Source organism: Actinoplanes sp. NPDC020271, assembly GCF_044388125.1.
In the GTDB taxonomy this organism is placed as follows: domain Bacteria; phylum Actinomycetota; class Actinomycetes; order Mycobacteriales; family Micromonosporaceae; genus Actinoplanes.
Genome location: NZ_JBIRWQ010000025.1, coordinates 116,554 through 135,916, shown reverse-complemented (window position 1 = coordinate 135,916; position 19,363 = coordinate 116,554). Strand labels below are relative to the sequence as shown.

Annotated in this window: 19 protein-coding genes; 8 read left to right on the top strand and 11 right to left on the bottom strand. The window is 68.0% G+C overall.

Annotation, left to right across the window (positions count from 1 at the left end; all coding sequences use genetic code 11):
- From ACH442_RS37970 to ACH442_RS37955, 4 genes are all read right to left on the bottom strand, one after another.
- A complete protein-coding gene (locus ACH442_RS37970) occupies nucleotides 1-1,809 on the bottom strand; it encodes a hypothetical protein (protein WP_396342934.1) in 1,809 nt (602 codons plus the stop codon).
- A gap of 97 nt (nucleotides 1,810-1,906) precedes the next feature.
- Nucleotides 1,907-2,896 (bottom strand): glycine betaine ABC transporter substrate-binding protein, encoded by a 990-nt coding sequence (locus tag ACH442_RS37965; RefSeq protein ID WP_396342933.1) that lies wholly within the window; start codon nucleotides 2,894-2,896, stop codon nucleotides 1,907-1,909.
- A 141-nt stretch (nucleotides 2,897-3,037) separates the two neighbouring features.
- Nucleotides 3,038-3,754: an ABC transporter permease gene (locus tag ACH442_RS37960; protein WP_396342932.1), complete on the bottom strand. Its 717-nt coding sequence runs from the start codon at nucleotides 3,752-3,754 to the stop codon at nucleotides 3,038-3,040.
- A 43-nt stretch (nucleotides 3,755-3,797) separates the two neighbouring features.
- On the bottom strand, nucleotides 3,798-4,520 hold the full coding sequence (locus tag ACH442_RS37955) for an ABC transporter permease (protein WP_396342931.1): 723 nt from the start codon (nucleotides 4,518-4,520) through the stop codon (nucleotides 3,798-3,800).
- Here ACH442_RS37955 and ACH442_RS37950 point away from each other — a divergent pair.
- Entirely contained in the window at nucleotides 4,493-5,542 is a 1,050-nt protein-coding gene (locus tag ACH442_RS37950; RefSeq protein WP_396342930.1) for an ABC transporter ATP-binding protein, read from the top strand. The two genes, ACH442_RS37955 and ACH442_RS37950, sit on opposite strands and share 28 nt — an antisense overlap.
- A gap of 152 nt (nucleotides 5,543-5,694) precedes the next feature.
- Here ACH442_RS37950 and ACH442_RS37945 read toward each other — a convergent pair whose 3' ends face one another.
- The 7 genes from ACH442_RS37945 to folP all read right to left on the bottom strand — a co-directional run bounded on the left by ACH442_RS37945 (nucleotide 5,695) and on the right by folP (nucleotide 10,255).
- Entirely contained in the window at nucleotides 5,695-6,189 is a 495-nt protein-coding gene (locus tag ACH442_RS37945; protein ID WP_396342929.1) for a hypothetical protein, read from the bottom strand.
- A 48-nt stretch (nucleotides 6,190-6,237) separates the two neighbouring features.
- Nucleotides 6,238-6,519, bottom strand: a complete 282-nt coding sequence (locus ACH442_RS37940) for a hypothetical protein (protein WP_396342928.1) — start codon at nucleotides 6,517-6,519, stop codon at nucleotides 6,238-6,240.
- A gap of 16 nt (nucleotides 6,520-6,535) precedes the next feature.
- The gene (locus ACH442_RS37935) at nucleotides 6,536-7,759 is read right to left on the bottom strand and encodes an ABC transporter permease (protein ID WP_396342927.1); all 1,224 of its coding nucleotides are present in this window, start codon (nucleotides 7,757-7,759) and stop codon (nucleotides 6,536-6,538) included.
- A 126-nt stretch (nucleotides 7,760-7,885) separates the two neighbouring features.
- Nucleotides 7,886-8,419 (bottom strand): DUF3180 domain-containing protein, encoded by a 534-nt coding sequence (locus ACH442_RS37930; RefSeq protein WP_396342926.1) that lies wholly within the window; start codon nucleotides 8,417-8,419, stop codon nucleotides 7,886-7,888.
- The gene (folK, locus tag ACH442_RS37925; protein WP_396342924.1) at nucleotides 8,416-8,943 is read right to left on the bottom strand and encodes a 2-amino-4-hydroxy-6-hydroxymethyldihydropteridine diphosphokinase; all 528 of its coding nucleotides are present in this window, start codon (nucleotides 8,941-8,943) and stop codon (nucleotides 8,416-8,418) included. The genes ACH442_RS37930 and folK overlap by 4 nt, the downstream gene beginning before the upstream one ends.
- Nucleotides 8,944-9,016: 73 nt before the next feature.
- On the bottom strand, nucleotides 9,017-9,382 hold the full coding sequence (gene folB, locus ACH442_RS37920; RefSeq protein WP_396342923.1) for a dihydroneopterin aldolase: 366 nt from the start codon (nucleotides 9,380-9,382) through the stop codon (nucleotides 9,017-9,019).
- Nucleotides 9,383-9,445: 63 nt separating this feature from the next.
- Nucleotides 9,446-10,255 (bottom strand): dihydropteroate synthase, encoded by an 810-nt coding sequence (folP, locus tag ACH442_RS37915; RefSeq protein ID WP_396342957.1) that lies wholly within the window; start codon nucleotides 10,253-10,255, stop codon nucleotides 9,446-9,448.
- A gap of 366 nt (nucleotides 10,256-10,621) precedes the next feature.
- Here folP and ACH442_RS37910 point away from each other — a divergent pair, with 366 nt between their 5' ends.
- From ACH442_RS37910 to ACH442_RS37880, 7 genes are all read left to right on the top strand, one after another.
- The gene (locus tag ACH442_RS37910; protein WP_396342922.1) at nucleotides 10,622-10,918 is read left to right on the top strand and encodes a hypothetical protein; all 297 of its coding nucleotides are present in this window, start codon (nucleotides 10,622-10,624) and stop codon (nucleotides 10,916-10,918) included.
- Nucleotide 10,919: 1 nt separating this feature from the next.
- Complete coding sequence (locus tag ACH442_RS37905; RefSeq protein ID WP_396342921.1) at nucleotides 10,920-11,282, top strand: hypothetical protein; 363 nt, start codon at nucleotides 10,920-10,922, stop codon at nucleotides 11,280-11,282.
- A gap of 31 nt (nucleotides 11,283-11,313) precedes the next feature.
- Nucleotides 11,314-14,832, top strand: a complete 3,519-nt coding sequence (locus ACH442_RS37900) for an ATP-binding protein (RefSeq protein ID WP_396342920.1) — start codon at nucleotides 11,314-11,316, stop codon at nucleotides 14,830-14,832.
- Nucleotide 14,833: 1 nt separating this feature from the next.
- On the top strand, nucleotides 14,834-16,822 hold the full coding sequence (locus ACH442_RS37895; protein WP_396342919.1) for an MFS transporter: 1,989 nt from the start codon (nucleotides 14,834-14,836) through the stop codon (nucleotides 16,820-16,822).
- Between the two features lie 73 nt (nucleotides 16,823-16,895).
- A complete protein-coding gene (locus tag ACH442_RS37890) occupies nucleotides 16,896-17,372 on the top strand; it encodes a hypothetical protein (protein ID WP_396342918.1) in 477 nt (158 codons plus the stop codon).
- Complete coding sequence (locus ACH442_RS37885) at nucleotides 17,369-18,490, top strand: M23 family metallopeptidase (protein ID WP_396342917.1); 1,122 nt, start codon at nucleotides 17,369-17,371, stop codon at nucleotides 18,488-18,490. Before ACH442_RS37890 ends, ACH442_RS37885 begins: the two co-directional genes overlap by 4 nt.
- Nucleotides 18,490-19,080: a hypothetical protein gene (locus ACH442_RS37880; RefSeq protein WP_396342956.1), complete on the top strand. Its 591-nt coding sequence runs from the start codon at nucleotides 18,490-18,492 to the stop codon at nucleotides 19,078-19,080. The genes ACH442_RS37885 and ACH442_RS37880 overlap by 1 nt, the downstream gene beginning before the upstream one ends.
- Nucleotides 19,081-19,363 lie beyond the last annotated feature (283 nt).

Genomic DNA, 19,363 nt, shown 5'->3' with positions numbered 1-19,363 from the left:
TCACCAGTTGCCCTGGCCATCCCCTCGGTAACCGGGCATGTTGGCGAAATCGGCCAGGGAACCGACGTTGGTGTCGTTGGCGGACGGGCGATGGCGGCGGGCCTTGTACTCGCCCGAGTCCGGGCCGTTCGGGTCGAATCCGGCCTGATCGGGGCCGTAGTTGTCGTCCGGCCCGTAACCGTTGTCCGGCCCGTAACCGTTGTCGGGACCATAGCCGTTGTCGGGTCCGTAACCGTCGTCCGGGCCGTAACCGTTATCGGGTCCGTAACCGTTGTCCGGGCCATAGCCGTTCTCGGGACCGTAACCGTCGCCGGGGGCGGCGTAACCGTTGGCGGCGCCGAAATCGCCGTTCGGGGCATCCGGGCGGCCGTAGGTGGCGCCGGGGCGGACCGCGGCCGAGGCACGAGGAGCGGCCTGACCGCCGTAGACGCCCGGGCCTGGCACGGGGCCGTTGCCTGGGCTATTGCCTGGGCCGGACATCGGACCGCCGGGCATCGGGCCGCCCGGCATCGGGCCGCCCGGCATCGGGCCGCCGGGCATCGGGCCGGCGCCCATCCCGGACATGGGGCCACCGCCCTGGCGAGGCATGGCACCACCACCACCGGGACCGGGCATCGGACCGCCCACCGGGCCGCCCGGGTTGGGCGGCGTGACCGAGGCGCGGGCCGCGCCGACCACCGGGGCGGGGACCGAGGCGGCGCCGCGCTGGCGGGGCAACGCGCCGGTCTGCGGGGGTGCGACAGCGGCGGCGCCCACCGAAGCGGAACCGGTGGGCACGGCGGCCGAGGCGCGACCGGCCGGGCCGCCGGGGGACATCGGACGGGCGCTGCCGGCGACGACCGCCCGACCCCCGCTGGGGCGGGGCGGTTCCGGGGCGCTCGGCTGCCCGTACTCGTCGTAGTACTCGTTCTGCTGGTCGGCGTAGGCGGGCTCGGCGTCGTAACCGCCGGCGTTCGGGCCCGGGCCGTAGGCGGCCGGATCCTCGAAGCCGGGCTGGTCGTCGAACCCGGCCTGCCCCTCGAACGCCGCCTGACCGTCGAAACCGGGCTGGCCGTCGAAACCGGGCTGAGGGTCGAAACCGGGCTGACCGTTCATGGCGGGCTGCCCGTTGAACGCCGGCTGCCCGTTGAAACCGGGCTGGCCGTTCGGCCCCGGCTGGCCGTTGAAACCGGGCTGACCGTTCGCTCCCGGCTGGCCGTTGAAACCGGGCTGACCGTTCGCTCCCGGCTGGCCGTTGAACGGCGGCTGGCCCTGGAAGCCGGGCTGGCCGCCGAACGGCTGCCCATCCTCGTACCCCGGCCGGCCGTTGAAGTTCTGCTGCCCGTCGTAGTCGGGCTCGTCACCGAAGAAGCCGTTCGAGGGACCCTCCGGCGGGAAACCGAACTCGGCCCCTTGCTCAGCGCCCCGACCCGACTGCGGACCGTAAGCACCGGGCGCTCCCGCGGGAACGCCGGCCTGAGCCCGTCCACCGGCGGGCCGGCGCGGGGTCAGCGGCGGCCGGTCCGGATCCGGAGCGGCGTCGGCCCGGGCCGTGATCTCCGCGGTCAGTTCCTTGCGAAGGCGATCGATCTCCTCCGCGACGCGGTCCTCGACATCCATCCTGAGCAGCACCGGATCGCTGCGGATCAGCACTGATGCTCCGACCAGGACAACGCTGACGGCAATGAGCAGCACCGCGAAGCGGATCGACCCGGGGCTGCCGCCGATCAGCACGACGGCGGCGCCCACGGGGGCGAGAATCACCCCCGCCCACAGGAGACCACGGAGCAGGCGTGCGCTGTGTCCCGCTTGGGAGTCGCGTTCCGGCATGGGCGCTGATGTTACCGAGAGTGCGCCCGGGACGAAACGGCCGAACGCCGGGTGGCACGCACCGACCCGGCGTTCGGAACAAACGTTCGACGAGTCGTCAGCCCGCGGCCAGCGCGCCGTCCGAGCTGAAGACCAGGCCGACCGAGATGGTGCCGGTCTTCAGACCGTTCTTGGTCAGCGGGCCGCCGGCGTCCAGGGTGTCGAACTTGCCGGCCTGGAAGTTGTAGACCGAGACCAGACCCTGCTGGCACTTGGGCCGCTGCGGGCACTCGGCCGGGCCACCGAGCACGGTCGCCGCGCCGGAGCACTTCGACGCCAGGTCGGACAGGGTGGTCAGCGAATACTTCTGGGCGAAGGCGGTGGTGACGGCGAACGCGTTCTGGTCCTGGGCCTGGCTGGCCTGGCCGAAGACCAGGCCGCGCTTGTCACCGAGCGCCTTGAGGTTGGTCACCGTGGTGTCCAGGTCGGGCGAGGACGGGTCCTTCTCCTTGCCGGCCAGGAACGTGGCCAGAGTCGCCGCATACTCCGGGACGACGGTGAGGTCGCCCTTCTCCAGGGCCGGCTCGTAGAGCTCGCGGTTACCGATCTGCTGCACCTTCACGGTGTAGCCGGCCGCGGTCAGGACGATGCCGTAGAGCTCGCCGAGCGTCGCGTTCTCGCTGAAATTCGCCGCGCCGACGGTGATGTTGCCGCCCTTGCCCTTGGTGAGACCGTCGGTCAGGTTGTTCGCCGTGGCGAAGTCCTGCGCGGCGGCCTTGGAGGACTTGCGGTCGATGTCGACGGCCTTGTTCAGCTCGACCAGCTTGGCCGTGTCGAGCGCCGCGGACACCTTGTCCAGTGCGGCGATCAGCTCGGGGCTGGACGCCTTCTTGTTGATCGCCGGGATCACGTTGTCCGTGTTCTGCAGCTTCTTGTCGTCGGTGAGGACGACCAGCTTGTCCCCCGCGACCGGGGCACAGCCGGCGCCCGCGGCCGATGCGGCCGACGGGGGCGCCTCGGTGCCCGAGGAGCCGGCCTCACCACAGCCGGCCAGGACGACGACGGCAGCGGCGAGAACGCCGGCCGTGCGGAAGAGGTTGTGACGCATTACTGCCGCCTTCTGTGCCCCGGCAACGCCCGGATGGCGGTTGCCGCGTGTCCGGCGGGCAGCCGAGTTGCGGTGCCCGCGTAGTGCTCATGTCCTTCGTACCCGCCGGGTATGACAAGATCGGGCTTTGATGCCGGAGCGTTATGGCGTGGTAACCGTCACAGCAGCTCGGCGGCGCTTTCGTACCCTCAGCCCGGGCGGGGTGACCAGCCGCTGGAACACCGCCAGAACGCCCTCGACGAGCAGGGCCAGCAGCGCCACGGCAAGGCCGCCGGCGACGATCTGACCGCCACCGCCGTTGCTCATCCCGATGCCGAAACCGGCGCTGATGATCTGGCCGAGCCCGCCGCCGTTGACCAGAGCGGCCAGCGCCGCGGTCGCGACCACCTGGACCGCCGCGGTGCGCAGGCCGGCCGCGAGATAGGGCACCGCGAGCGGCAGCTCCACCTGGCGCAGCAACTGCCCGCCGGAGAGCCCCATACCGCGGGCGGCCTCTCGGGTCTCCGGGTCGATCGAGCGCAGGCCGGTGACCGCGTTGGCCAGCAGCGGCGGCACGGCGAAGACCGCGAGGGCGACCACCACCGGCGGTTTGCCGAAGCCGAGCGGGGTCAGCGGCAGGATCGTCAGCAGCGCCAGCGTGGGGACGGCGAGGGTGAGGTTGGCGACCGTGACCGCGGTGGCGCCGCCCCGGCCGCGGTGCCCGAGCCAGATGCCGATCGGCCAGCCGACCGCGCAGCCGAGCAGCACCGCCCAGAAGCTGATCACCAGGTGCTCGATCAGCCGGTCGAGCAGGCCGCCGGGGTTGGTCCAGTTCAGCGGGTCGTTGAGCCAGGTGATGCCCTCCTGGAAGTAGCTCACGCCGCCCCTCCGGGGTGTGCGATGGCTCGCTTCTTCCGGTCGCTCACGCGGTCCTCCCCCGGGTCCACGGGGTCAGCGCCCGGCCGAGCCCGGCCAGCAGCAGGTCGAGGACCAGTGCCAGCGCTACGCAGAGGATCGTCCCGGTGAGGATCTCCGCTTTGTAGAAGTTGTTCCGGAAACCGCCCAGGATCAGGTCACCGAGGCCGCCCTGACCGATCAGCGAACCGACCGTGACAAGTGCCACAGTCGAGACCGTGGCCAGGCGCAGTCCGGTCAGGATGCCGGGCAGCGCGAGGGGCAGCTCCACCCGCAGCAGGCGGCCGAACCGTCCGTACCCCATGCCGGTCGCGGCGTCGATGACCTCGGGCGGGACCTGGGTCAGCCCGGCCAGCGAATTCCGGACGAGGACCAGCAGCGCGTACATGACCAGAGCGATCAGGACCGAGGTGGTGCCCGTCGTGCCGACCAGCGGGGCCAGCAGGGAGAGCAGCGCCAGCGAAGGAATCGTGTAGAGAATGCCGGAGAGTGCGAGAATCGGCGCGGTCAGCGGTTTGATCCAGTAGGCGACGACCGCCAGCGGCACCGCGACGACCAGCGCGAGGAGCACGGTCTGCGCGGTGAGCCCGGCGTGGAAGCGCAGGGCGGTACCGATGGCGTCGGCGTTCTCGTGGACATACCGCCAGGAGAACCACGGATTCCCCGGGCCGTCATCGGCGGGGGCGGCCACCGGCGTCAACGATGCCGGCCCCCAGAGCAGGAGAGACATACGTGGACGCTACCGCGGCATCGATCACCCTGTCGGACGTCGGCAAGGTGTATCCGGACGGCACCGTCGCCGTGGACAAGTTCAGTCTCGAGGTGCGGGCCGGCGAGCTGGCGGTGCTGATCGGCGCCTCCGGCTCCGGCAAGTCGACGATCCTCCGCATGATCAACCGGCTGATCGAGCCGACCCGCGGGACGATCACGATCGACGGCCGGGACGTGCTGAAACAGGACCCGGTGCAGTTGCGGCGGCAGATCGGCTACGTGATCCAGAACGTGGGCCTGTTCCCGCACCAGACCGTGCGGGCCAACGTCGGCACCGTCGCCCGTCTGCTCGGCTGGGACCGCAAGCGCATCAACGGCCGGGCCGACGAGCTGCTGGACATGGTCGGGCTGGACCCGGCGCGGTACGGCAAGCGCTACCCGCACGAGCTCTCCGGCGGTCAGCGCCAGCGGGTCGGGGTCGCCCGGGCACTCGCCGCGGACCCACTGGTGCTGCTGATGGACGAGCCGTTCTCGGCGGTCGACCCGATCGTCCGGGCCCGGCTGCAGGAGGAGTTCCTGCGCCTGCAGGCCACCGTCCGCAAGACGATCGTGCTGGTCACGCACGACATCGACGAGGCCGTCCGGATGGGCGACCGGATCGCGGTGCTCGCCGAGGGCGGGCGATTGCTGCAGTACGCGACTCCGGCCGAACTGCTGAGCCGGCCCGCGTCGACTGAGGTCCGGGACTTCGTCGGCACCGACCGCGGCATCCGTCGCCTGGCGGTGACCCCGGTGCGGGACGTGATGTCCTCGATCGACGGCGCCACCGACGGCCTGCCGACGGTGGACGCCGCCGCCACCCTGCACGACGCACTCGCCGTGATGCTCACCGACGACGCCGCCACAGTCCTGGTCACGCAGGACGGCCGCCCGGTCGGTCAAATAACCCGGACGGCCGTCTTCGCAACCCCGGCACAGAAACAACCGGCGCAGGAGCAACCGGCGCAGGAGCAACCGGCGCAGGAGCAATCAGCAGTCTGACCACAACCACCACGCATTTCGCCCGTCGATGACGAGAGTGCCGAAAACGACAAGCGAAGCGTGGTCGTTTTCGGCACTCTCGTCATCGACTTCCCAGGGCGAAATGCCGCCGAGCGAAGCGAGGCAATCAAACCCAGCAATCAAACCCAGCATCAGGCTCGAGTGCCGCGCCGGCCGCCCAGGCTGGCGAAGCCGACGACCCAGCCGACGAACAGTCCGTACTCCGCACCGCTGCCGGCCACCCGGAACGCGCCGAGCAACGAGGGGTTGGCCAGGAACAGGGTGGCGAGCAGCGACGCGAAGCCACCCGCGAAGATGTATGCGGCCCAGCCGGCGAAGAACTGGCTGATCGTGCCGCGGGCGCGAGCCAGCTGCGAGCCGGGCAGCAGAACGAGGAAGAGGAACGTCAGCACGACCAGCAGGATCGCGCGGAGGTCGCCGACCACCACGTCGCGCAGCGAGTCCGAGGTGTCGAACTGCCAGGCCGGCCAGTGCAGCAGGCGCAGCCACCAGCCGCCGGCGGTGTTCTCGTTGGTGTTGTCCGCGGCCCAGTCCCCGTACCAGGGGCTGCCGAAGACCAGCACGAGTATGAGCGCGGCTATGGTGCCCGCACCAGGCGCAGTCTTGTACTTGCTTCCGAGAGCCATGGCCCCGCTATTTCCCTGCGGGGCCGAGCCCTCAAACGACAGTCGTCACTACCTGCTCAGATAGTCGATGAACGCGGCGCGCAGCAGCGGCTCCTGCTCGCCGAGGTCACGACCCTCCAGCTCGCGCCAGAGCGCGACGGCCTCGTCGACGGTCGGGCCGATCGAGTTGGGGGCGCCGTCCAGCGCGGCGGCCTCGTCCGAATCGGGCAGGTGCTTGAACACCGACCAAAAGAAACGGACGTCGTGTTTCTCCCGGGCTTTGGCAAAAGCGCGTTCCCGTAGCTCTTCGGTGGGCAGGGCGTCCAGTTCGGCGAAGCCGGGCGTGGTCATGTCCGAAAGCATACTTTCAGCGGTTGGTGCCCCACGGGCCCTCGTCCCAACGGTCGGTGCCGCCCGGCTGCGCCGGGGTGTTCCAGGTCTCCGGCATGGTCGGTGACCAGCTGGGGTCCAGCCCGCCGGAGGGCGCGGCATTCCAGTCCTGCGTGGCCACGGCACCGGCCAGCCGGCCGTAGGACTCGACGATCCGGGTCGCGATCAGGCCCGCGAGGAAGACCGCGCCGGCGATCGCGAAGATCGAGATCTGCAGGTCCTTCCGGGTCTGATAGTCCAGGAACAGGGTCAGCGCGATCACCGCGAAGAGCGTGCCGAAGATCCCGCCCCGGCGTCCGTAGGCGCTCGTGCCGCCGAGCAGCGCCAGGCCCAGGCCGACGCCGGTCCACTCCAGGCCGGTGCCGGGCCGGATCGGGGCGGTCGACTGGGCGGCCAGGATCACGCCGGCGCCGGCCGCGAAGACCGACGAGCCGACCAGGGCCACCACCACCGGCAGCACGACCGCGAGGCCACGCCGCCCGGCCGGGTCACCGGACGAACGCATCCGCCCGAAGAAGCGGCGCACCGGGCCGATCGCGCCGAGCCCCGCGCCCAGGACGGCCAGCACGGCGAAGCCGCCGAAGAGCACGAACGCCCGGCCGGTCGGCTCCCAGTCGCCCTGCACCACGACGGCGTTGACTCGAAGCTGGTCGAAAGTGATCACACCGAACGCGGCCGCGAGCGTGGCCGCCCAGCCCGGCACGTGCAGCACGAGGATCAGCACGGCGACGATCAGGCCACCGGCGGCGGCGATGATCAGGGCCGGGACCAGGGCTTGGAGGATGCCCTTGTCACCGTTCTCGGCGAACTGGAACTCGGCGGCCAGCACGATCGGGCCGATCGCCAGATTGGGCACGCCGGCCCGCAGGGACAGCCCGGCGCCGAGAGTGATCAGGCCGATCGCGGCGCCGGTGACGAGCAGGACGTCCAGCGCGGGGCGCTGCAGCGCGGCCGAACTCTCCCGCCAGAGCAGGAAGCCGAGCACCCCGGCCGCGACCAGGAGGACGACCTCCCAGCCCAGGTGCACGCCGAGCCGATCCCGCCCGTCCTCCTCCGCGGTGCTGGTGACGGGGACGCGCAACGACTGGTCGAGAGTGTTGCCGCCGGTGTCGTCGAGCTGGACGCGGCGCCGATACGCAGCCGGGTCGGTCTCGCCGGTGCTCTCGCCGGGCCGGCGGAACGTCGTCTCGTCGTACGCCATGGTCCGCGCCTCCTTACGCCCCCAACAGCGGTTCGAGGCGCACGCTACTCCGGGTCGAGTCACCCGCCGCACAGGATACGGATACGGGATGGCCTCAGTTCAGAGCATGCAACGCAATTACAAGTGTCAACGCCGATTGGTCGGACGACCGGTGTCCTTGCCCTCGCGGTCGGGGTCGTCGGGCACCCGGCAGGCGCGCTCCAGCCAGAGCGCCGTGCCGATCAGCGCGACCGCGGCGACCAGCGTCGTCGCGACCGTCGGCACGTCCGACTTGGCGGAGTCGGTGGGCTCCATGACGAGCCAGATCAGGATGCCCGCGGAGAACCCGGCAGTGAGCGCGCCGACCAGGGACGACGCCTTGGCGAGGGCGACGTAGCGCGCGACCACGAGCGGCTCCACCCGCGGGGCGCCCGGCTTGCGCTGGATCCGGGCAGCCGTGTTCTGCGCCAGGTAGCCCTCGGCGACCGCCAGCGCGAACAGCACCACCGCCGCCGTCCAGGGCAGCGGGGTCACCTTGTAGAACAACTGGTCGTAGCCGAGCAGCAGCCAGCCCAGCGCCGCGCCGATCAACGCGGCCAGCACCAGCGCCGAGACACTCGTCGGTCGCAGTGACGGGTCGGTCGGCCGCCCGCTCGGGAGGCCGTCGGGGTTGGTGCTCACGACATCGACTCTAGCGACAGATCCGGACGAGGCGTCATTCCGGCGACGTCCGTGGCGAGTTCCGGCGCGGAGAGCAGGACGGCGAGCGGGCCGTGACCGGGCAGGACGGCGTCCGGCCGCAGGTCGAGCCAGGGCCGCAGCACGAAGGCGCGCAGGTGGGCGCGCGGATGCGGCAGGGTCAGGTCGGGGTCGTCGCTGCTCACCGGGCGGCCGTCGGCGTCCCACACGGTGATCACGTCGACGTCCAGGGTGCGCGGCCCGAAGCGGCGCTCCGGGTCACGCTCGCGACCTTCGGCCGCTTCGCAGGCCCGAGCCCGCTCCAGCCAGTCATGCGGTGCCGCGGCGACATCCTCGGCCAAGATCACAGCATTGAGGTACGAGGGTTGGTCCGCGTCACCCCACGGTGGCGTCTCGTAGACACCGGAGACCTGCCGGACGCCGCGGCCCAGCACCGTGACCGCGGCCTGCAGATGAGCGAGCCGGTCACCGAGGTTGCTCCCGATCGACAGAACCGCCCGGCTCATTCCGACGCCTCCGCTGCGCTCCGGCGACGCCATGATTGATCAACTGAGCTCAATGAGCTGCTCGCAAGCTCGCTCATGCCGCGCGCTCCCGGCGCAGAGTGACGGCGACGTCGGCGAACTCGTGCGGGATGGGTGCCTGCGGCTTGTGGACGGTCACCTCGGCGGCGGCCACCCGCGGGTCGGCCAGGCACACGTCGAGCAGGCGGTCGGCCAGACGCTCCAGCAGGTTGACCGGCTCGCCGGTGAGCACCCCGACCAGCGCCGTCGCCAGTTCGCCGTAATGGACGGTGTCGGCGACGTCGTCGGTCGCGGCGGCACGGCTCAGATCGAGGTGCAGCCGGACGTCGACGACGAAGTCCTGCCCCTGTTCGCGCTCGAAGTCGTAGACGCCGTGCCGGCCACGGGCACGCAGCCCGGTCAGCGTGATCTGTCCGGTCACTCCGGATCCCCCTCGCTCGTGCTCCAGAGGTTCGGCGCGGCTCACGCCGTACCGAATCGTGTTTTAGATCTTGGAAAGCCGCGGCGAGCCGGTGGCGCGCCAGACAGCGCGGGCATCAGCGGTCTCGCGGACCTCGTGGACCCTGACCCCCCAGACGCCGGCGGCGAACGCCAGCAGGGAGGTGGCGAGGGTAGCCGCCTCGCGGCCGGCGACGGGGCGTGGTGTGCCGTCCGCCTCGGCCAGGAGCCGGCCCAGGTAGGTCTTGCGGCTGGCGGCGAAGAGGACCGGGAAGCCGAGGCCGATCAGGACGTCGAGGTGGGCGCTGAGGGCCCAGTTGTGCTCCGCGGTCTTCGCGAAGCCGATGCCCGGGTCGAGGATGATGCGGCCCGGGTCGACGCCGGCCGTGATCGCCGCGTCCGCCCGCGCCCGCAACTCGTCGCGGACTTCGGTGACCACGTCCTGATAGGTGGCCAGCGCCTGCATGTCCCGGGAGTGCCCGCGCCAGTGCATCAGGATCCACGGGCAGCCGGCCGCGGCGGCGACCGCGGCCATGCCCGGGTCGGCCAGCCCGCCGGAGACGTCGTTGATCACGGTGGCGCCGGCCGCGAGCGCGGCCTCGGCGACGACCGCCCGCGTGGTGTCGATGCTCAGCGGCACGCCCGCGGCGGCAAGCCTCTCGATGACCGGCACCACCCGGGCCACCTCCGTGGCGGCGTCGACACGCTCCGCGCCGGGACGGGTGGATTCACCGCCGACATCGACGATGTCCGCGCCCTGGCGGAACAGAGACATGCCATGTTCGACCGCGGAGTCCAGGTCGGACCAGCGGCCGCCGTCCGAGAACGAGTCGGGCGTGACGTTCAGGACGCCCATCACGACCGGGTGATCCCGATGCAGCAGTTCAGCCGTGGTGACCTGGGCTTCTGTCGGCGGAGTGAGCACCCGTCGAGCCTACGGGGCCCAGGTCTTTCGAACAGGTGTACGATGCCTTCGTCACTCTCATTCATCCATTCCTTCACCTTGGGTAACGAAACGGGCGCTTGTTGCGAGCAAGTACGGGCCGTACTCTTCGGAACTGGGCATCATGAAGTGACCGAAGAGAGCAGAGACGAGCATGGCAGTGCCCGAATGGTTCACTCGACGTGGTGAGCTACAGGTAGCACGATATGGGCAGTGCCGTACGGCTTCACAACTGCAGCGTGTCCGTAACCCCCATACCGGACACGGGGAGGTTTACCGATGATCGCCACTGAGCTCGCCGGTCAGGTCGCGACGGCGCTCCAGAGCAGTGTGCTCGCCGCCGCAGCCGAGCCGACCGGCATCAACACTTCGGGCATCGTCACGTTCTTCGCGAAGAACATCGCGCCCATCCTGCTCGCGGTGCTCGGCGTGATCTTCATCGGCCGCGCCAGCCGCGGCGAGGTCTCCCGAGTGCTCACCAGCTCGGCCATCGCGATCGTGGGCCTGGCCTTCATCGCGGGCGCGGCCACCCTCTTCTTCGTCGGCGACTACCTGATCAAGTTGATCTTCAACTGAGATGCGGCTCCGGACCGACGACGACATCTACCGGGCTCGCCTGGTCTATCTAGGCCCGCCCGGCTACACACTGCCGATCCACTTGTCGTATGCGCAGTACGGCATGTTCGTCGTGCTCGTACCCGTGTTCATGGTCCTGCATTACCTGGTCACGTTCGACTTCGACCTCTTCCCCGCCTGGGAGATCGCCCTGGCCATGGTGACGACGTCGTACGTGTTCCGGCACGTCGACCCGGATCGGCCGGCCCGGGTCGTCATCCGCACCGCGCTGACCGACTGGCGCCGCACCCGCGAGCTCGCCGTCGAGCGCCGCGACCCCAGACTTGTCGCCACTCGCATCCGGGTTCGGGAGGAGTTGGTATGACCGGTTCGGCCATCCACGGCGGTGTTCGCCCATGACCACCAATCCCCCTCCGAACGGACGCTCCCGCGCGTCCGCATCGGGCAGCTACTCGGCCGACTCGCTGGACGAGGCCGAAGAATTAGTCGCCGCTCCCGGCCACGGGGGCGTCGGCGTCTTCCAGGCCCCGAAGGCGGCGCGGCCGTCGTCGGCCCCGGTCGACCCCACCCTGGACATCGACTCGCCCTTCCTCGACCTGTTCGGCGGGGTCGCGCCCACCCGCGCGAGTGATCTTCCGCCGAAGCCGGCCGCGGAGCCGCTGCCGGCCAACGGTCAGCGGGGCCACGGGTCGGGGCCGGCGCCCCTGCCGGCCAACGGGCGTGCCGGCAACGGATCCGGGCCGGCGCCGCTGCCCACCAACGGGCATCGTGGCAACGGGTCCGGGCCGGCGCCGCTGCCGGTTGCGGCCGACCCGCCCGCGGTTGACGGGTGGAACGGCGCGTCCGTGACACGGGCTCCGGCGGGGCCGGAGCCTGACTTCTACACGCAGCCGGGCCCGGCGGCCCCCCACCCGGAGCGTGGCCCGGCGGCCCCCCACCCGGAGCGTGGCCCGGCGGTCTCCCACCCGGAGCGTGGCTCGGCGGCCTTCTATGCGGAGCCGGTATCGGCGGGCGAGGGCTTCCGCCCGGTGACGGGGGACGAGGACGACTGGTCCGAGTTCGACGAGTGGCCGCCGCGCGCTCGGGAGACCAACGGTCGCGGTCTGCCGACGGCGACTTCGCCGGGCGGGCCGCTACCGGTGGCACCGTCCGCGCCCTCCTACGCCGAACCGTCGCCGGCCGGGGCGCCCCTCAACGGCATGCCGAGCCTGGCGCCCGCGCCGGCTCCGCTGCCGGTCCCGGTGCCGGAGAAAGCGCCGGCCAAACGCCGCGAGAAGGCGCCGGCCCGTCGGGAACCCAAGCCCGCCCCGGTCAAACGCAAAGAACCCAAGGCGCCGAAACCGGCACCGCTGCGCCCGCAGAAACTGAAGTTCAGCGACCGCGACCCCGCGATCGAACTGGCCATCAGCGAGATCGCCGGGCACCTCACCTTCACCCAGGGCACCGTGACCGCGTGGTACTACCTGCCCGAGGTGCGCTGGGCGTTCCGCCCCGACGCGGAACGGGAGGCGCTGCTCAGCGCGATCTCCGAGCAGTACGCCGGGCTCGCCGGGTTCCGGCTGCACCTGCGCCGGACCACCCGGCCGTTCCCGGCCGACGAGTGGGCCCGCACGGTCGACTCGTTCACGCTCAAACCGCTGCCCGACGTGCAGGGCGCCACCTCCTGGTCGGACCACATGGTCGCGGCCCAGCGGCACCTGCTCTCGGTCAACCACGCCGAAGGCCAGACATACCTCGGCGTCACGTTCGCCCGGCGCTCGCTCGGCGACACCTTCTCCGAGCGGATCCTGCGTGCCTTCGGCCGCGGCACCTCGGAGAACGAACGACGCAAGCTGGGCCGGACGGTCGAGCAGTTCGACGAGGTGCTGAACGCGTTCGGCATGCGCGGCCGCCGGGTCACCCCGCAGGAACTGGAATGGTTGCTGTTCCGCTCGGTGGCCCTCGGCATGGCCCCGCCCGGCCTGCTCTCCCCGGTCTCGAACGGGCACTGGGAAACCGGTGACCTGCTCGCGCTGACCGAGCAGGTCGAGCGGTACCGGACGCCATACGGATCAACGGTCAAGCTGGTCAACCGCATGACCGGCGAGGAACGCCACGTCGCGGTCCTCTCCGTCGGCCGGATGGAACCATTGGAGATCCCCGAACGGCACGAGCCGTGGATGCACTTCCACGAGCGGCTGCCCTGGCCGATGGAACTCTCCTCCCGCATCGACATCCTCGGCTCGAACAGTTCGTTCAAGAACCTCGAACACCGGCTCCGGATGATCCGCTCCCAGCAACTCGACTACGCCGAGCACGGCATCGACGCCCCGCCGGAACTGGAACGCCTCGCCAAACGCGCGCTGGTGATCGGCGACGAGATGACCACCGGCCTGCCGACCGACTCGGCCCGGGCACACGGCTGGCACCGGATCGCCGTCAGCGGCGCCAACCGCGAGGAATGCCTCGAACGCGCCCGCCGACTCATCCAGCTCTACTCCCGTGAACTGCGGATCTCCCTGCAACACCCGAAGAACCAGGACCAGCTGGCCCGCGAGTTCATCCCCGGTGAGCCGATCGCCAACACCGGATACGTCCGGCGCATGCCGGTCAAACTGCTGGCCGCGGCATTGCCCCAAGCAGCGTCGACAGTCGGCGACCGGCGCGGCGACCTGATCGGACGCACCTCGGGCACCTGCCGCCGGCCCGTCTTCCTTGACCTGCACTTCCCGATGGAGGTGCGGGAACGCTCCGGGCTGGGCGTCTTCGTCGCCGAACCCGGCGGTGGCAAGTCGACCCTGATGGGCGCGCTCGGCTACCTCAATGCGCGCCGAGGAGTGCAGGTCACCCTGCTCGACCCGTCAGGGCCACTCGCGCGACTGTGTGAAATGCCGGAACTGAAGCCGTACAGCCGGGTTCTGAACCTCACCGGCTCCGAACAGGGCACGCTCGCGCCCTATGCGCTGATCCCCACCCCGATCCGGTCCGAGTTCTCGACCGGGCCCAGCGGCGACCGCGAATACGAAATCGCAGTCTCCAACGCCCGCGCCGAACGCCGCATGCTGGTCCAGGACATCTGCTCGATGCTGGTACCCCCGCAGGTCGCCAAGGAAGCATCCACCGCAACCCTGCTCCGGCACGCGGTACGACAGGTCCCGGCCGAAGAGACGTCGATGCTCGACGACGTCGTCACCACCCTCCAAGGGCTCGACGACGAAGGCAAAGAACTCGCCAACCTGCTGCTCGACACCGCGGAAATGCCGCTCGCGCTGCTCTTCTTCGGCCGCCCGCCGGAACACCTGCTCGGCGCCGACTCCGCCCTCACCGTCATCACCATGGCCGGCCTGCGACTGCCCGACCTCAAAATCGAGCGAGAATACTGGTCAGCCGAAGAATCGCTGGCGCTGCCGATGCTGCACACCGCACACCGGCTGGCCGTCCGGCGCTGCTACGGCGGCTCGATGTCCTCCCGCAAAATGGTCGGGCTCGACGAGGCACACTTCATGGAAGGCTGGCGGTCCGGCCGCTCCTTCCTCGTCCGGCTCGCCCGAGACTCCCGCAAATGGAACCTGGCCGCGCTGGTCGCCTCACAGAACCCGCGGGACATCCTCGGCCTCGACGTGCAGAACCTGGTCTCCACGGTCTTCGTCGGACGCATCGCCGAAGACCAAGAGATCGCATCCGAGGCGCTGCGGTTGCTGCGGGTGCCCGTCCACGACGGGTACGAGGCGACACTGGCCTCGCTGTCCCAGGTGGACACGTCGTCACAGCATCGGCTCGGCTTCCGCGAATTCGTGATGCGAGACGTGGACGGGCGAGTTCAGAAAGTCCGCGTCGACGTCTCATACGTCGACGGGCTGCTGGGGCATCTGGACACGACGCCTGGGGTGGCTCCTTCCTCGGTGGTGTCGCTGCCTTCCGACCTGGAGGTTTGAGATGGTTCGGCGGGGGGTGGCGCTCCTCTCGGTTCTCGTCGTGATGGTGGTGGCGTCGATCGCTTGGGCTGTGGCAGCGCCGACCGGCGCCTACGCCGAACCATCCAAGGCACCAGGCGGCGCCTGCAGTGTCGAAGAGTGGAACAGCGGGATCAACGATTGCCTTGACCGACTTATAAAAGCTGTCGGAGATAAGGCAAAATGCGAGAACGCACCTACTCCAAGTGCGCCTGACTCAGGCTTGGCTGGATGGTTCGCGGAAAAGCCGGCCGCAGATGTCGCAAACGGCCGCGCAGGCAGGTACACCCTGTATGGATACGCTGGATATAGCTTCCCTAACTATGATCAAGGCGGCGGATGCGCCGCTCCGCTGACGGAAGCAGACTCTCGAGCGGAGTCAACGCTTGCCAACGGTGAGTTCATGGTTGCGACCGCGGTCATTGGGGCATCGAATGCGCTCCGCGAACGAGCTTGGGATCCCAAGTCACTGTGGGCCTGGGCCGACAAGCTTGTGGAACAGGCAACTAAGGACGTCTACGATAAGGTGTTCCACGTGTTCGGCGCAATCGCGCTGGCAGTGATCGGAATTTACCTGATCTGGCGATCTCGACAGGCCGACATGGGCGCCGCGACAACGACCGTCGGATGGGCGATCCTGGTCATGGTCGGCGTAACGGCAATTGCCGCATGGCCTGTTCGCTCAGCTAATATTGCGGATCAGAGCCTCATAACTTCATTAAGCGTGGTCCATACCGCGCTAGATCCGCAAAATCAAGACGGCGCGAACACCATTTGCAAACTTGGCGATCCTAAAGCGTGCATCGACAACCGGCCGCCTGCAGTCCGCGCAAGCGACACCGTCACAGAAACAATGCTTTACCGCAACTGGCTGCGAGGAATTCTCGGATCAGCGGATAGCGATACGGCTCAGAAATACGGCGCCGCGCTTTACCGAGCCCACTCGTTCCAGTGGGATGAGATTGAGGATATTCGAAAAAACCCGGCAACTCGAGACGCCATGATCGAGCTCAAGAAGACCGAATGGCGTGCACTTTCAGCCCAGATCAAAATTGAGGACCCTGAGGCTTACGAGTATCTCCAGGGCACCAACGGCATGGAGCGCATCGGCGCAGGTTTCATCGCCACCCTTGCCGCAATCATGTTCGCAATGTTCGACATTACGGCCTCCGTTCTAGTACTTCTCGGATTTCTAGTCTTTCGCTGGGCCGTTATTGTTGCTCCGATCCTCGGAACTATTGGCCTCCTTCGACCCGCAAGTGCAGGCATTCGACGCCTAGGAAACGCTGTAGTGGCGGCCATCTTCAACATCGCAATCTTCGGAACCGGCGCCGCGATCTATCTCTTCGCGGTCGACTTAATCATGAATACCGCCACCCTTCCCGGGTGGCTTCAGGTTGTCTTGGTGTGGCTTTGCGGTGTCGTCGGCTGGTTGCTACTCCGCCCTTACCGTCGTATCACCCAACTTGGAGGGAAAGACAGCGCTGCAACTATCGCCTCAGGCGGTTCATGGCATCGCCGGTTCTTCCAGGATATGCGCGAGGCCGCTAAACTCGACATTGCCGACGGTGCCAGTACTCGTGAGCGCGCGCTTGGCAAGGACAATCGGACGTTCTTCGTCGAACCGCGGAATATGCGCCCCGAGGCCCGGCTGGAGGACCCAGCCCACTCGGGATCGACCCGCACGGAGTCGACGCGCCCGGACTCAGAGAACGCGTCGAAGCTTCCAGTCCCGAAGCGTCCGGATGGCACAGAATCGACCCGCGGCACAAAGCCGGCTACCCGGTCGACGAGCGGTCCCGCCGAGGGCGGCAGCAGCCGTCCTGCTTCTCCTCGACCCAAGGCTCGACGTACCGAATGGACGGAGCCGGACGTAGCCGAGCAGCCCGCTTCTTACACGATCTACCGGCCGGATACGGGCTCCACGACGCAGGAGACCGCTGGCCCGCGGGTGCGCTCCGAGGCCAGGTGATCGAGTGTCGGGGGTAGTCGCGCGCGGGCTCAACGCACTGTTTCGTACGCGTGGGGGTGTCGCCCTGGTTCTCGTGGCAGTAGTGCTGGCCATCGTCGGTATCGGCCGCCTTCTGTCCGACGGAAAGTCAGGTTCATCTCCTATCGGACTCGGGTCACCAGCGCCCGCAATCAGCGTCGACCCGTCCGAGGATGACAGCGTCGTCTCGTCCGAGCCTCCGCCGAAGCCGAAGACAAGTCCAGGTGGGGCCCAGCCGGAACAGGTTGCTTACGCCTTCGCTTCCGCTTGGGTCAGCCACAGCGATGTGACCTCGAAGAAGTGGCTTGACCGTCTGCTGCCGAATGCCACGACGGATCTCGCCGACCAACTCCGTGGGGCGGATCCTGCCGGTGTTCCGGCAGACCGGGTACTCGGTCGCCCGACGCTGGACGTGGTCAACGAAACTCAGGTCAATGCGATCGTCACGATGAACTCGGGCAAGCTCAGTCTGCGGCTCGTCGCCCCGGACGGCCATTGGCTGGTTGACGGCATCGACTGGGAGGGCGCATGACCCTTCGGCGGCCCCGCAAAGTGGTTCTCCTGGTCGCAATGGTGACGACGCTAACCCTGTTGTGTTGCGGCGGAAGTATCGCCATCCTGCTCTACGGTGAACTCGCCAACAAAGACGACAAGACCAGTTTGGGCGTCACCTCATTCGATTGTGGTCGGGGCGGACCGATCGACCCAAACGCCAAGTTGCCCAAGGCACGGCAGTACGGCGCCCAACAGGTTCGCAATGCCGCCGTGATCATCAACGTCGGTGCAAAGCTGAAGATGCCGCCCCGCGCCTGGGTGATCGCCGTGGCCACCGCCATGCAGGAGTCCAGCTTGTCCAATCTCGGCAATCTGGGTTCACGTAATGATCATGACTCCCTTGGTCTGTTCCAGCAGCGCCCCAGCTCTGGCTGGGGAACACCGGCTGAGATCCAAGAACCGGAGTACGCCGCTACGAAGTTCTACGAGAAGCTAAAGACGATCAAGGGCTGGGAGAACATGTCGCTGACCCGGGCAGCGCAGGCCGTTCAGATCAGCGCTTACCCGGACGCGTATGCGAAGCATGAGCCGGCCGCTACCCAAATCGTGAACATGCTTGCCCATGGTGCGGCGAACGCGGTCGGCAGTTCACTCTCAATGTCTTGCGCGGGTGCCGGGCAGACTGCAGCCTCCGGATGGACCATCCCGGTGAAGGCGGAGGTCGGATCCGGCTTCCGTAGCCCGGAGCGGCCCAATCACCAAGGTGTCGACCTGATCATCGGGCGATACACACCCATCGCCGCAGCCGCCAGTGGCATCGTTTCAGTCGTGAAATGCGATGAGGACTTCAGAGGGCGTAAGACCTGCAACGTCGACGGGTATCCGGGTAAGGGCGGATGCGGTTGGATGGTGGAGATTCAGCACGCCGGGAACATCATGACCCGTTACTGTCATATGGTTCAGCAACCGTTCGTCAAGGTGAATCAGAAGGTCACCGCTGGCCAGATAATCGGCCGGGTCGGCACTAGTGGAAACTCGTCCGGCCCCCACTTGCACTTCGAGGTCCATTACAACAACGATCGATCGAGCGGAGGCGCGACCAATCCAGTACCCTTCATGCAACAACAAGGCGCCCCCTTAGGCAATGCAGGATGATGGGCGAGCCGCTACCAGAACCATTTTTTCAGAATGACTTCTGGAGGCCGGACCCACCCCGCCCAGTGGTTCCCGTACCAGCCGTTATGAGCGGAAGCCTGCGGGGTCGACGCGTTCTTATTGGAGTTCCGGGTCTAGGTTGGCGCGGCGATCTCCGAGCAGACGAAAAGCTTGTCCAGGGAAGCCGCACATACGTCCCCGTAATGCCCGAAGCGGAATGGTATCGCGCCGAGTCAGAAAAAACCGAGGTATTTGCCGCCTTAGTTCCAATTGAGCGAGTGTGGGCCGAAGAATTCGGTGTACCAGCTTTTCCCAACTCTGGCGGCTCACGTCTCGTATCGCTTGATGAGCCGCCCAGACGCCCTCCCGTCCCAGCCACTCGGGAGTCAGTCCTGACAGGACGACGCGTTGTAAGGCTTCTTGATGGCGGCGAGCAACGTGACCTCCGAGCTACAACGGAGCTGTATACCAGCAGTAGCGGCGACATCTGCGTCCGAGTCGCGACCGAAATTGATTGGTACAGCTGGTCTTGGAGCGCACGGTTCCCCCAAACCATGGAGGTCGTCGCGAACGCCCTTTGGACCGAATAGGTTATAGGACTGGACTAGCGGAACAAACGCGCCAATCACCTTTATCAACTAACTCGAACTTCCAAGTTTCTGATGTCCGCTCAGACCCATCCGATACAGCTCTGACGATATCCACGGTCGCAATAGAATGAGTTCCTGAAGTCTCTACTTTTAGGTTCCTCCAGGTCACTACCACCTGGATAGAGAACTTGGATTCGGTCGACTTTATCTGATCCCTGAAGGCACTCAGCTTACTAAAGTCGGCGCCCTCCTTGCAGGAATACAATTCCGCTTCTTGATCGTT